Origin of the sequence: Pseudoruegeria sp. SK021 (assembly GCF_002119405.1) — a bacterium.
Classification (GTDB): domain Bacteria; phylum Pseudomonadota; class Alphaproteobacteria; order Rhodobacterales; family Rhodobacteraceae; genus Meridianimarinicoccus.
The window spans coordinates 1-14,093 of the sequence record NZ_MTBG01000005.1; the positions used below are offsets into that span (position 1 = coordinate 1).

The 14,093-nt window shown below is 59.9% G+C and carries 13 protein-coding genes; all 13 read right to left on the bottom strand.

Annotated features, from left to right (window positions below; translation table 11 throughout):
* Positions 1-123 precede the first annotated feature (123 nt).
* Positions 124-294: a hypothetical protein gene (locus tag BV911_RS05095; protein WP_205963798.1), complete on the bottom strand. Its 171-nt coding sequence runs from the start codon at positions 292-294 to the stop codon at positions 124-126.
* 17 nt (positions 295-311) lie between these two features.
* Entirely contained in the window at positions 312-1,373 is a 1,062-nt protein-coding gene (locus tag BV911_RS05100; protein ID WP_086052519.1) for an ABC transporter ATP-binding protein, read from the bottom strand.
* A gap of 2 nt (positions 1,374-1,375) precedes the next feature.
* Positions 1,376-2,218 (bottom strand): carbohydrate ABC transporter permease, encoded by an 843-nt coding sequence (locus BV911_RS05105; RefSeq protein WP_086052520.1) that lies wholly within the window; start codon positions 2,216-2,218, stop codon positions 1,376-1,378.
* Positions 2,208-3,137, bottom strand: a complete 930-nt coding sequence (locus tag BV911_RS05110; RefSeq protein ID WP_205963799.1) for a carbohydrate ABC transporter permease — start codon at positions 3,135-3,137, stop codon at positions 2,208-2,210. The genes BV911_RS05105 and BV911_RS05110 overlap by 11 nt, the downstream gene beginning before the upstream one ends.
* Positions 3,138-3,155: 18 nt before the next feature.
* The gene (locus BV911_RS05115; protein ID WP_086052521.1) at positions 3,156-4,400 is read right to left on the bottom strand and encodes a sugar ABC transporter substrate-binding protein; all 1,245 of its coding nucleotides are present in this window, start codon (positions 4,398-4,400) and stop codon (positions 3,156-3,158) included.
* Positions 4,401-4,439: 39 nt separating this feature from the next.
* Complete coding sequence (locus tag BV911_RS05120) at positions 4,440-6,050, bottom strand: FAD-dependent oxidoreductase (protein WP_086052522.1); 1,611 nt, start codon at positions 6,048-6,050, stop codon at positions 4,440-4,442.
* Complete coding sequence (locus tag BV911_RS05125) at positions 6,047-7,084, bottom strand: LacI family DNA-binding transcriptional regulator (protein ID WP_086052523.1); 1,038 nt, start codon at positions 7,082-7,084, stop codon at positions 6,047-6,049. Before BV911_RS05125 ends, BV911_RS05120 begins: the two co-directional genes overlap by 4 nt.
* A gap of 278 nt (positions 7,085-7,362) precedes the next feature.
* Positions 7,363-8,526 (bottom strand): mandelate racemase/muconate lactonizing enzyme family protein, encoded by a 1,164-nt coding sequence (locus BV911_RS05130; protein WP_086052524.1) that lies wholly within the window; start codon positions 8,524-8,526, stop codon positions 7,363-7,365.
* A complete protein-coding gene (locus BV911_RS05135) occupies positions 8,523-9,962 on the bottom strand; it encodes an NAD-dependent succinate-semialdehyde dehydrogenase (RefSeq protein WP_086052525.1) in 1,440 nt (479 codons plus the stop codon). Before BV911_RS05135 ends, BV911_RS05130 begins: the two co-directional genes overlap by 4 nt.
* A gap of 8 nt (positions 9,963-9,970) precedes the next feature.
* Entirely contained in the window at positions 9,971-11,590 is a 1,620-nt protein-coding gene (locus tag BV911_RS05140) for a GMC family oxidoreductase (RefSeq protein ID WP_086052526.1), read from the bottom strand.
* A complete protein-coding gene (locus tag BV911_RS05145; protein ID WP_086052527.1) occupies positions 11,587-12,048 on the bottom strand; it encodes a hypothetical protein in 462 nt (153 codons plus the stop codon). Before BV911_RS05145 ends, BV911_RS05140 begins: the two co-directional genes overlap by 4 nt.
* An 11-nt stretch (positions 12,049-12,059) precedes the next feature.
* Positions 12,060-13,283: a sugar ABC transporter permease gene (locus tag BV911_RS05150; protein ID WP_086052528.1), complete on the bottom strand. Its 1,224-nt coding sequence runs from the start codon at positions 13,281-13,283 to the stop codon at positions 12,060-12,062.
* Complete coding sequence (locus BV911_RS05155; RefSeq protein WP_086052529.1) at positions 13,273-14,091, bottom strand: ATP-binding cassette domain-containing protein; 819 nt, start codon at positions 14,089-14,091, stop codon at positions 13,273-13,275. Before BV911_RS05155 ends, BV911_RS05150 begins: the two co-directional genes overlap by 11 nt.
* Between the last annotated feature and the right edge of the window lie 2 nt (positions 14,092-14,093).

Below are 14,093 nucleotides of genomic sequence, written 5' to 3' on the forward strand. Positions count from 1 at the left end.
GCTGGCGGTGGCGGTGGTGCTGACCTATGCCATCGACCGCATATCGCGGCACCTGCGTCAGCGGATGCGGCTGGACGGCGGCCAACCTTTGGTCTGGGAAACCGAGGAGGCCCGCCGAGGCTGCTAGGTGGTGGGTATCCGACTATGGCCAGAGCCGCAGCCATCCTTGCGGCGCATGGACAGGGCGGCACTGGGTCGGATGGCAGCGCACAGCGCAATCAGGCGGTCCAGCATCTGCCCGGTCGGCACTGGACGGATCCAATGCCAAAACCGGCTGGGGCGGATCGAGATCATCTCGTCGCCACTTTGGCTCACACCGCGTCGCGCGGCAGACGCAGGCCCGTTTCGGCGTCGAACAGATGGGTGTCAGCCGGGTCCACATTCAGCGTCAGCCGCGATCCGGGCAGGGCCAAAACCCGTTCCCGGAAGGTGCCAAACACGTTTTGACCGGCAATACGCATGGTCACCTGCGTTTCAGACCCCATCGGCTCAACCACAACCACCTCGGCCTCGATACCGCCGTCTGCCGCAAGGGTGAAATGCTCAGGACGAATGCCATACACAAGATCGCGCCCTTCTGCGGCCCCCGGCGGGACCGGAAGCCGTGCGTCACCGGCCACGAAATGATCGCCGTCCACCCGGCCTTTGATGAAATTCATCGATGGCGACCCAATGAAGGCGGCGACAAACTGATTGACCGGATTGTCGTACAAGTCCAGCGGCGTGCCGATCTGTTCGATATGACCACCATTCAGCACGACAATCTTGTCGGCCATTGTCATCGCCTCGACCTGATCATGGGTGACGTAAAGCGTTGTCGTCTTCAGCTTTTGATGCAAGGCCTTGATCTCGCCGCGCATGACGACCCGCAGCTTTGCATCAAGGTTCGACAAGGGCTCGTCGAACAAAAAGACTTTCGGATTGCGCACAATGGCCCGCCCCATAGCGACCCGCTGGCGCTGTCCGCCCGACAACTGTCCCGGGCGCCGGCCAAGATACTCTGCCAGCCCAAGAATGCCTGCAGCCCAATCGACCCGTTCTTTGATTTCAGCCGTGCTCGCCCCGCGATGCAGAAGCGAGAATCCCATGTTTTCTTCGACGGTCATATGGGGATAAAGCGCATAATTCTGGAACACCATCGCGATGTCACGATGTTTCGGCTCCAGATCATTCACGACCAGATCCCCGATGGCGATCTCACCATCTGAGATCGTCTCCAACCCGGCCAGCATCCGCAGCAAGGTGGATTTGCCACAACCCGACGGTCCAACAAGCACGACGAATTCACCGTCGGCAATGTCAATATCCACGCCATGGATCACCTTAACGGCGCCGTAAGATTTCTTGACGTTTGAAAAAGTTACAGGAGCCATCGTTAACCCTTCAGTCCGGTATGGGCCAGTCCTTCAACGAACTGACGCTGGGCAATTACAAAGACGATCAGAACCGGCAAGGCGGTCATCGTCGCGGCGGCCAGTTGGATGTTCCACATCGCGCCGCCATAGGCATCGGTGAACTGAGTCAAAGCCTGTGGCAGGGTGAATTTCTCTGGCGAGGACAAAAACACAATCGGTTCCAGATACAGGTTCCACGAATGCAGGAAGGTGAAAATCGCGACCGCACCCAGTGCCGGCTTCGATAAGGGCAACGCAATCGTCCAAAAGATCTTGAACCGGCCCAACCCGTCGACCCGTGCCGCTTCTTCCAGTTCTTTTGGCAGCGCGATGAAGAACTGCCGCATGATAAAAGTGGCAAACACGGACGGGGCGCCAAAGACCGGCACCAAGATCAACGGCCAGTGCGTGTTGATCATGTCCCAACTCAGAAACAGCCGGAACAACGGCACAATCGTCACCTCGGATGGGATCAGCAACCCGATCAGCACCACCATGAACAGCGTGTTCGCGAACGGAAAATCGATCCGCGCAAACGCGTAGCCGGCCATGGAGGAAAAGATCAGGGTGCCACCCGTCACGATTGCAGCGATATACGCCGAGTTCCAGTATTGCTTGGCGAAGGGCTGCAATTCAAACGCCTGCCCATAGGTCGAGAAATCAAATCGGCTTGGGATGATTTCAGGCGGGAAAGCAAAGATATCCGAGATCGGCTTCACTGAAGAGGTCACCATCCACCATGTCGGAAAAACGAACGGGACCAAAAGGATCAGCATCAGCCCATAGAGGGCGATTTTCATGCGCGGCGAGAGGTCAGTTTTCATAGAATACGATCCTTTTGCGCATCTGCCATTGCAGGAATGTCAGGGCCGCGACGATCACGAACAGCAAGATCGACAACGTTGCGCCGTAGCCGAAATTGTGGAACTCGAACGCCTGCTGATAAAGGTAATAGACCAGTACTGTGGTCGACATGCCCGGTCCGCCTTGGGTCAGCACCGCGATCTGTGCGAAGACTTGCAGCGAACCGACAATGGTGATGATTGAGGTCAGCATCACCGTTGGGCTGATCATCGGCAGGGTAATGCGGCGGAACTGTCGGAATGCCGGAATGCCATCGACCCGGGCGGCTTCGTACAGCTCTTTTGGCACACCTTGCAAGGCAGCAAGGAACAGGATCATGTTCAGGCCGACGTTCTTAAACACCTGCACCACAACCACCGCGATCATTGCCGTGGTCGGGTGGCGCAGCCAATTGGGGCCTTCAATGCCGAAGTGGTCGAGAATGCCGTTCAGGCCGCCATTGTTCTGCAGCAAGAAGCTCCAGACGATGGTCCATGCCACCAGCGACACGACCACCGGAGAGAAGAACAGCGTGCGGAACACTGTGATCCCGCGCAATTTCTGGTTCAGAAGCACCGCTAGCAACAGCGCCAACGACATGTTGAACACTACCAGAAAGATCGAGAAAATCGCAGTCGCGATCAGAACTTCTGGTAGGCCCGGATCACTTAGCAGCCGGTGATAGTTTTCAAGGCCTTTAAAGCGAAACGTTTGGGCCAACACGTTCCACTCATGCAGGGAATACCAAAACACAAGCAGCAACGGCACCAGCACGAAGACGGCAATGCCGATGGCCTGCGGGGCGACAAACACATACCCGGCAAGACTGTCGCGACGCGCCATCGTCCAGTAGGGGCGCTTTCGGCGCGATAGTTCAGATGGAGAAGCCACGACAGTCATGATGCTTGGGTCTCCCTTTTACAGCAGCGGCTGAATGCGCTGACACACATTGCTAAGCACGGCGGCAACATCAGCGTCCGGCTGCCACAGCGAATCCAGTTCGGCCCGCACGACCTGCTGAATTTCGGAATACCCCTCATGGACCGGCAGAACCTCGCCGCGCGTGATCCCATCGACTACCACGCTGTCGATCATTTCCGAGGTCAGCAGCGGGTTGGTCGCGCCCAGCGTTTCCGCGTTTAACAAGCTTGCCCGCACTGGCGGAAAGAACTGCGCCAGCTTTGCGCTGTTTTCCGGGTTGGTCATATGGGCCAGAAACGCGACCGCCAGATCAACATTATCGCCGCGCTGGAAGGCGCCAATGGCGGCCTGCCCGATCACCGCATAATCGCCCGCCTGGCCGGTCGGAAGCGGGACCAGATCCCAATCGAACGCATCGTCGCCAGTTGGCAACAGCGATGCCCGCGAAATCTGCGTGATTGACATTGCCGCATCACCCGCAAAGAAATCGACGCTTTCACCCGGTCCCGGTGTGGCGCCGGTTTCAAAGATCGCGTCGTGAATAAAGGTCATCGCATCGACCATCTGCGGCTCATCAAAGGTACAGGTCGCGCCATCCGCGCTCCAGGGGGCAGCATCCCATCCGCGCCAGATCGCGGCCAAGTTCTGCCAAGTCTGGAAGTTGAAATCCCGGACAATGATGCCCTCACTGTCGGCAGCGGCAACTTTCGCGGCCACATCAATCGCGTTGTCCCAAGTCCATTCTCCGGCGGCGATCAGGTCAGCCGGGGTCGGCGCACCTGCGGCCCGGATCAGATCATTGTTGGCGAAGATCGCCAGCGGCGACGTCGAGAATGGAATTGCGTACAGTTCGCCGTCCAACCGCCACAATTCAGTCGGCTTGGCGAGAATGTCGTCATAGTCGAAGCCGTCTGCGGCCATGAAGCCATCGTTCAGAGGGGCCAGCACGCCGGAATTGACGAAATCTGCCGCCGTGCGTTCCAGAATCCATGCCAGATCGGGTGGATTGCCACCTGCAATCTGCGTGGTCAGCGTGGTGGTGTAGCTGCTGAATGGCAACGATTCATAGGTGATGCTGACACCCGGATGGGTCGCCGTGAAACTATCGGCGATGTCATTGAACAGCGTCAGATGGGCTTCATTCGCGCTCCAGATGGTCATACGCAACTCTTGCGCAGACACAGCCCCCGCAAGCGCCGTGGTCATTGCCAAAGTGGCGCCGATTGTCGTGAACCTTGTCATTTAGGTCTCCTCCCTTGAGTCAAACGTCTGGTTCGTGGATCAGTAGCCGCGCACATCCGGCCAGCGGATATCGACGCCGTGCCGGTACAGCAGGTCTTGGAAATCGCTCAGCCGGCGATCCTCGGCCTGCACTGCATGCGGTTCGGTGTTGGTGTTCAGGCAATGCGCGGCCAACAGCCCGGCGACCTCGCCAATATTCCATTCGACCGGATGCAATCGGTAACACCCGTTGGTGATATGGGTCGTCCCGATGTTCTTACCAGCGGGCAGCAGGTTCGACCGACCCACGGGCAACAACGCCCCCAGCGGGATCTCGAACGGGCAAGATGGCACATCGATATAGTTGTCGCCCCCGGTCGAGGGGTGCAGGTCAACCCGGTACATGCCGGTGCCGATGCTATCGCGGTAGGACACAGCCCCGGCGTCGCCGCGCACCGAATAGGACAGGTCTTGCTCGACGATCGTGGTGACAGCCTTGATACGGCGGCTTTCGCGAATATAGGGGGCCATCGACAACCCATGATCCGTGCCGGTGACATCGCCGCGCAAACGCAGACCTTGGAACCCCTGCCCGCCATCTTCGCGCGGCGCCTCGGTTTGTAGCCAGTAGAAGACGGAATAAGACAGTTCAGCCGCCCGCGCGATCCGGGCGTCATATTCTTCCTTGGTGCAATCAATGATCGGCTCTTCAAAATAGTCGATCATCGGCCAGTTCACGAGGCAAACGTCCGAGGCATAGGCACCGGACACAAAGTTCTCGCGGGCTGCGATGCGGCGGAAGGTCCAAAGGTTGCCGTCGCCCGGATTGCGGCGTTGGTCGGCATCGACAAGCAACGGATTGTCGCCCGGATTGGGTGTAAAGCTACGGGTTGCGGTTTCCAGCGTGCGCGGGTTCGGAGACTTGAACCCGATCAACGGCCCGCCCCAGAAATCTGGCTGCACCGCGCGCCAGTAGTCATAGTTTTTCGGCTTGTCTATGACGTGATTGCCGTCGACGTGGTCCACGGCGAAACAAATCGACACCGCTTGCTGGTTTTGCGGCTGCGCCTCAGTTGGGGCACTGGGCTCACCTGTTTGCGCCTGACTTTCAAAGCCGGTGACATAGTCGGTTCCAGTCAGTGGCAGCAGATCGCCAAGCTCAGTCGCGTCGATGACAAAAGCTGCCGAAATCTGCACATCGGCCCCGGTCCGAACATGGCGCACTGTGACCGCCGAAACCCGGTCGCCGTCCATTTCAGCCGCAACCGGTTCATAGGGCTTGAGCAACTGAAGCTTACCAGCGCCGATATAGGGCATCAGCAAAGCTTCCATCACCGCCGCAGGCACCCGAGGCTCAACACAGAGACGGCTGACCCACCCGGCCCCGGGATTGAGGTCGCCCCATTGGCGCGCCGCTTCGGTCAGCGGGTAATGGTCACGATAAAACTGTCGGATTGACGTCCGCAAGTCGCGGTAGGTGCGACTGCCGCCGAATTGTTCGATCCACGAATGTTCGTCCGACGGAACGGCTTGGCTGGTCAACTGTCCACCGATCCAATCAAAGGCTTCGGTTAGCACAACACTACGGCCAGATCTTAGCGCAGCAAGCGCCGCTGCGACGCCACCGACGCCTCCGCCGATGACTGCAATATCCGTTTTGAATTCTTTCACGTTACACTCGTTTCTTTATTAATTCCAAGGGTTTCTCCATCAATAAGCGCACAGGACAGCAGCGTTTGTTTGGCGTGCTCCTGACCTTCAAGCCAAGAAATCAGCGCCAGCGCAGCTTTTCGGGCCATTTCCTCGCGGGGGATTGAATAGGTGGTAAAGCGGGTGCCGGTATCATCAGGGCGGATATGGCTGCCCAGCACGACGATGGAGATATCGCCCGGGACGTTCAGCCCGGCTGCGGTGGCGGCCCGCTTGAACGGGATCGCATCGGCAAGCTCAATGAAAAAGACGACAGTTGCGCGAGATATGCGCACCTCATCAACCAAGCGATCGGACGCAAGCCCAACCTCGTCGACATGCAAAACAAGCTGGTCACCTTCGGCAAGCCCCGCACCGAACCCGGCCCAACGGTCAGCGATGGATTCCGCGCCATCGCTTTGCCCAACATACGCGAATTTCCGGTGACCCAACGACCGTGCGCGGTCAACCAACGCCCGTGTTGCCGCCGTGTAATCGGCCCCAACATAGGGGACGGGGCCACCAGCGTCGTCACGGCGCCCGATGGCAACAAAGGCGAAATCGTCTTTCACCATCAGGGCCAATTCATCCGCGTCGAATTTCCGCCCCAGCAGAATACAGCCGTCGGCAATGCGGAGGCGGCTGGTCTTTCCGAATATCCGCTTGCTGCCGTCGGCTTCCTTTCCGGCAGAGGTCATCAACAACAGATCATAGCCCCGCTCTTGCGCGGCGGCTTCAATGCCAAACAACAATGGCGCAAAGAAATCGGCCTGCGCCTGCGGAAATGCCGGCTCATAGGTAAACACGCCAAGAATATTGTTGCGACCATTGACCATACGGCGCGCCACCGGATCGGCCACATAGCCGGTATCTGCGATCACTTGTTGAATGCGCTGGCGCGTCTCTTCGGGAATGCGCTGACTGCCCTGCGCCCCACCATTTAGCACAAGCGACACCGTTGCCTGACTGACGCCAGCCCGCTTCGCAATCTCTTTTTGGGTCAGTCTTCGGGCCATGCGCGCCTCAGTTATACGTATTAGCAGTTATACGTATAAGCAGCGTGATGGCTTATGTCAACAGGATGCCAACAGCAGGTGAAATTGCGGCGTTGGTTCAGCGCTTTGCATGCCAAAACGCTATCAGCCCGTGGCCCAATTGGGTCACGGGCGACGGACAATCTGGATTCAGTCTTTGCCTAAAATCCTGCACAAGACTGTAGGGCCGGTGACCGCAAACGGTCACCGGCCCCGCCAGTCAACGGGCCGTCTTCATTGGGCCGAAATCGCGATGGGTACTATTGGATCGCGTATTTCTTGATGAAAGCGAGGTCCGGTTCGACCCCCAGTCCCGGAGCAGTGGGAATGGCCACCCTACCGCCATTGCGCGCGACCTGCGCCTGAATGTCGAGAGGCTCGGTCAGAAGGTGATCGCGGAACCGGTTCTCGGTGGTGTCAAATTCCAGCATCGGCTCCCACGGATTGAGCCCACCGGGCATGGGCGGCATCGCGGCAAGAAGTTGCAGGTTGGTGGCCACCGCGATGGCGCTGCCCCAGACATGGTTAATGACCGGGGTGAAATGGGCATGGGCCAGTGCCAGCACCCGCAGATATTCGGTGATCCCGCCAAGGGCGCAGACTTCGGGCTGGGCGATGTCGATCCCGCGATTTTCCAGAATTTGCCGCCAGCCCCAGCGCGTAAATTCTGCTTCGCCGCCCGAGATATTCACCCGCAAACCGGCGCGCAATTCGCGGTAGCCGTCCAGATCTTCTGGCGCGATCGGCTCTTCAAACCAATAGGCGCCCAGTTCTTCCAACGCCCGCCCGACATAGAATGCGTCTGAGGTGGTGTAGCAGTGGTTCGCGTCCACCATGAAACGCGCTTCGCCCACGCCCCGCGCCACCGCTTCGCAAAGCCGGACGTCGGCCTTGGGCCCAAGGCCGGTCTTCATCTTGGTCGCGCTAAAGCCCATGCCGATGATCGCCGCAGCCTCGTCGGTGAACCGCGCGATGTGATCGTCGACGCTTTCCCGCTTCAACATCATGCCATAGCCATAGGCGGTCACTCCGGTCCGATGCGCGCCACCAATCAGCTTGTGAATCGGCAGACCCACGGCCTTTCCCGCGATGTCCCAAAGGGCGATATCGACCCCAGACAGCGATTGGATCGGCATCCCCTTCTGGCCGTGATCACGCAACAGATTATAGACCTTGTGCCAGATCACATCGCGGTCAAGCGGGTCCATCCCGATCACCATGGGCGCGATCACCCGCTCAACGATGGTCTTATTGGCCAAGGCGACATTGCCGGGACCAAAACATTCGCCCCAACCGGTCAGGCCCTCATCGGTGCTGACTTCGACCAAATGGGCGGTGCGCTTGGCGTAGAATTGCTGGGAATAGCCAAGCTCTTCGGGCATGTCGCATTGCAGGACATGGCTGCGGATAGCGGTAATTTTCATGCGGCGTCCAATGCTCGTGTGATCCGTTTGACAATCAGGTAGTCGTTCAGCGCCAGAGCCGAGCAATCGTGGCCGATGCCGGACTGGCCGATCCCGCCATGGGGCAGGTCGATATCGTATTTAACGCCGTTGATCTGGATCTCGCCATAGCGCAGGATCGCCGCCCAAGCTTCGGCGCGCTTCAGATTACAGGTCATGATATAGGCGGTCAGCCCACCTTCTTCACAATCATTGGCCATGCGCGCAAGGTCGGAGGTGTCATCAAACGGCACGATGCTGACGATGGGGCCAAAGGTTTCCTGCCGATAGACCTGCATATCTTCGGTGACGCCTGCCAGTACCGTTGGCGCAAGGAAGTGCCCTTTCGGTAACCCCGAGGGCCGCGTGCCGCCGGCAAGGATGCGTGCCCCGGCCTGCACCGCGTCGTCAATCAGGCCCGTTAATCGTGCTAAAGCCCGTCCGTCGATCACCGGACCGGTCTGAATATCGGCGGTCTTGTCCCAGCCGACGGTCGCCGCCTTTGCCCGGGCAACCGCTTTTTCGGTGAACGCGTCCAGCACATCACGATGAACAAAGACCCGGTTGGGAGAGACACAAATCTGCCCGGCATTGCTGAACTTAACCCCGCAGACAATGTCGGCGGCCTGATCGAGGTCGGCATCGGGGAACACAAGGACCGGCGCGTTGCCGCCCAATTCCATCGAATAGCGTTTGATCGAACTTGCCCCGGTGCGCATGATATGTTGACCGGTCTTGGTGGACCCAATCAGGGTGATCATCGCTGGAATCGGCGATGCCGACAGGTGATCAGCCACGTCATAGCCATCGGTGCACAGGATCTGCACCACGCCGCGCGGCAGGCCAATCTGGTGGCACAGCGCGCCCACGGCATAGGCCGAAATCGGCGTCTGCTCGGATGGGCGGATGATGATCGGACAGCCGGTCGCCATCGCAGGACCCAGCTTGAACGCAAGGTTCAGCAACGGAAAGTTCCACGCCAAAAACGCCAGCGCCACGCCAACCGGTTCGTGCACCAGCCGATGACAGTGGGTGCCGGCCCGATCCGCCAGCCCAATGTCATGCACCCGGGAGATTTCTTCAGCATAAAACGCCAGCGCGTTCTTCAGACTATCAACATCTTCTTGGGTGCTGGCCCACGGCTTGCCCATCTCGTAATGAATGCAGTCGCGCAAATGATCCTCATTGGCGATCACCGCATCGCGCAATTTGCCCATCCACATCTGCCGTTCGGCAATCGATGTCCGGGCCCAACTGGGCGCAGCATCCCGCGCCGCGTCCAGCGACCGCTGCGCGTCGGCAAATCCGGCAGTGGGCACGGTGGCGACATAGTCTTCCGTTGCGGGATTGAACACGTCAACCGAACCCACCCCATCCGTCAACTCGCCTGCGATGTACATCTTCTTGGAAAAGTTCATGATATGCCTCAGTCGAATAGGGTGGAAATGTTGGTCTTGATGCTGTCGCCCACGTACAGCGCCAGCGCCTGGATGGTAGAGGTCGGGTTAACCGCACCGGCGGTGACAAATACTGAGCCATCGACAATGAACAGGTTCTTCACGTCATGGCAGCGCCCCCAGCCATTGACCACCGACGTCTCGGGGTCCGGCCCCATCCGGCAGGTGCCCAGCTGATGCCACCCGGCCCGCCACCATACCGCGTCTTCGCCCTTGGCCAGAACCCGGCGCGCCCCTGCCGCAAGCAGCAGTTCGGTTGCGCGGTCGGTGCCGTGGGCCAGCATGGCCCGGGTGTTGTCGCCCAGCCGATAGCTGACCTTTGGGGCCGGGATCCCATCGCTATCGGTCAGGGTGGGATCGAGGGTGACGCGGTTATGCGCTTCGGGCAGGTCCTCGGCCACCACGGTCAGACTGGCAAGATTGGGATAGACCTCATCCATGATTTCGCGGTGCGCCGCCCCCCAAGGGATTGGCCGGTCGATGCCATACCCGCCAAGGGCATAGGTCATCGGCGTGGTCGAGCGCCCGGAATGCAGCCCGTAGCCGCGCACGAAGCCGCGCCCGGGGTCCGTTTCATAGAACTCTTGGCTCAGGATCGAACAGGCCATCGGCCCCTTATGTCCCTCCAGGGGCGCATCAAAGACCCCGGACACCCCGGTCAGCGGATGAAACATCAGGTTCCGCCCCACTTGATCCGACCGGTTGGCCAGCCCATCCGGGAAAAGCTGCGACTTGGAATTCAACAGCAATCGGGGTGTGCCGATGCCATTACAGGCCAGCACCACAAGTTCGGCCTTTTGTTCGTGAAGCTGACCGTCCGGCCCGTAATAGAGAACGCCGGAGGCCAGTCCGGTCGCCGGATCAACCCGAACCTCGCGCACGCGGCACTGGGTGCGCAATTCCACCCCGGCAGATTGAAGCATCGGCCAATAGGTAAAATTCGTGCCGCCCTTGGCCCCCGCGGCACAGCCCAAATCACAGGTTCCCGCGTTCACGCATTTCGACCGGCCCTCGTGATCGCGGCTGAGGATCGCGGCATCGGACGGCCACCAATGCCATCCCAAGGCGTTGAACCCCGCCGCCAAGGTCTGCCCCAATTTTCCGATGGGAAGCGGCGGCAATTCGGGCGCATAATCGGGGTAGGCCGGATTTCCGGGCAGCCCAGACACCCCGGTATTGCGGTCATTCTGATCATAAAATGGCGCCAACGTCGCGTAATCCACCGGCCAATCCGCAGCCACGCCGTCCAGCGATCTGGTCCGAAAATCCGATGGCTTCATGCGTGGCCAATGGCCCAGAAAGTTGATCGTCGACCCGCCAACCCCGTTGAAGTTTACCGGAGCGATACAACTGTCGTCGACATTGATCGGATAGTCTTGTTGCAAACCGCGTACATTCGGATCGCAGGAAAACTCGGCATAGCGGGCCAATTCGTAATCATCCCGGCGACTTGGAAATTGACTGTCGGGCAGATGCGGCCCCTGCTCAAGACACAGGATCCGCATCCGGGTTTCCAGCAGCGACCACGCCAAGGCCGCCCCCGAAGCCCCGGCGCCAACAATCAAGACATCGACAGTGTCATCGGTCATGAAAGGTCCCCCGTCATGACGACCGCATCGCGATAGATCCGGCCGCGTGCCCGGACCGGAGCGGTCAAAGCATCCATCAGGGCCGAGGATTCCCGCGGCACGTCATAGCCTTTCGGATGCACCGGCCAAGATGCCACCCCGACTTTTTCGCGCATGTCGGGGCGGCTATAATAGCCCATATACGTCAGGCGCAGAAGGGTCTGAAACGCCTCTGGCATCGCCTGTTCCACGGCCCGAAGGGCGTCAGGAGTGGGCGGGCCGTCCAGCGCCTGCAATGCCTGCAGGATCTGCGCCATATGGGCCGCATCGGCGGGCGCAGCTTGCGCAGTTCGCAGGACAAAGTCTGCGACGCCAAGCGCACCGGCGCTGGGAATATCCCGCGCTGGATTTGCCGGGATCAACAGATCGAGACTAAGGTCCAGCACGGCCCGCAAGGATGGCTCTAGGATAAGTGTCATGAACCCGCCCCCTAACGCCCGCCGGGCCCATCGCTGCGCGAGACCGCATCAATGGCAACCGCAAGCAACAAGATTGCCCCGGAAAACATCAGCTTGTCCGCCGCACTGGCCCCGGACAGATCCAGCCCGTTCCCCAAAGATCCGATCACCAGCGCCCCGAGGATCGCGTTCCAGACCGAGCCGCGACCGCCAAACAACGACGTGCCCCCGATCACCGCCGCCCCGATGCTTTCCAGCAGCAGTGAGCCCCCGGCAAATGCGGTGTAGGACACCGATCCATAGCGCGATGCGCCAAAGATCCCGCCGATGGCCGCCAACAATCCGACGATGCCAAATGCCGCCACCCGGATACGTTTGACATCCATACCCACCCGGCGGGCGCTTTCGGCATTGCCGCCCACTGCAAAGATCGACCGGCCAAATGGGGTCGACGTGGTGACCCAACCGATCAGAGCCGTCAGACCGATCAGCAACACGATCAACAACGGGACCGACCGATAGGCGTTCATCGTCAGCACGGCTGAAAAGACCAGGACCGTAAAAAAGCCGATCTGTCCCCACAACGCTGTCGTTGAGTCCAGTTCAAGCCCCTTGGCCGCACGCTGCGCCCGCCGCCGAAGCGCGGCAAAGGCCAGAAGCCCAACCAACGCACAGGCGATCAGAATGCCAAGCAGGTCCGGGATCAGGACACGGGCAATGCCGCGCACGAAGGGATCGCTGATATTCAAGTTTCCGGTGGGCAGGATTTTCTGCATCACGCCCTGAAAGCCCAGAAGCCCGGCTAATGTGACCACAAAGGACGGAATACCAACATAGGCAATCAACAGCCCTTGCGCCGCCCCCATCACCGTCCCGACCACCATCACGATCAAACAGGCCAGCCATCCCGGCACGCCCGCCAGCATCAGCACGCCCAGCAAAGCGGCACAGACCCCGGCAGTGGCGGCGGCTGACAGGTCAATATCGCCCAGCAGCAAAACCACGGTAATACCCACCGCCAGCGTCGCGATGACCGCGGATTGCATGAAGAGGTTATAAATGTTGCGCGGGCTAAGGAAAATCAGGCGCAGCCCGTCGGATGTGGGGTCGGTCAGATGCTCCCACAGGGGCATGGCCAGTCCGAAATAGCCCCAGATCGCCGCAAGCGCCAACAGCACCGGAACAAAAGCGCCAAACTGGGTCTCGCGCAGGATGCGCAACCGGTTGACCAGTGACAAAGAAGGGTTAGCTGGCATGGGGTGCCCCTTGGTCAAGGCCGCGAGTCATCGCCACCACAATTTCGTCGGTTGTCGTGTCAGCCGTCCGCCACGTGGCCACATTGCCACCGTGGCGCAGCACACAGATGCGATCGGCCACTTCGAAAATGTCGCGCATGTTGTGCGAGATATAAACGACCGCATGGCCGGTATCGCGCAACCGCTTGACCACGTCCAAAACCTGCCGGGTCTGGGCCACGCCAAGCGCCGCAGTGGGTTCGTCCAACATCACGACAGAGCTTTCAGCCCCGACCGCGCGGGCAATTGCAATCGCCTGCCGTTGTCCGCCCGACAGGCCGCCGACCCGGGCACGCACCGATTTAAGGGTCTGCACCTGCAACCGCGCAATCGCCTTCTGGGCTTTGACCTCCATCTCTAAATCGTCGATCGGACGCAGGATGCGGGGAAGAAACCCCCAGCCGGGGCGCACCGGCTCATTTCCCAAGGACAGGTTGGCCGCCACATCAAGGTTCTCGCACAGGGCAAGGTCCTGATAGACAATCTGAATGCCCAGATCCGTCGCATCATTGGGACTGGTGACCGAGACCGGGCGCTCATCAAGGAAGAAGTCCCCGGTATCGGCCGCAATCGCCCCCGCCAAAACCTTCATCAAGGTGGATTTCCCGGCGCCGTTGTCACCGACCAGCGCCATGACCTCGCCACGGGCAACTTCGAAATCAACGCCGCGCAAGGCATGCACGCCGCCGAAACTTTTATGAATCCCACGCACACGCAAATGGGGTGGCGGGGCTAAAAGCCCCGCCGATTGGTCCGTTACCTGACTCATCG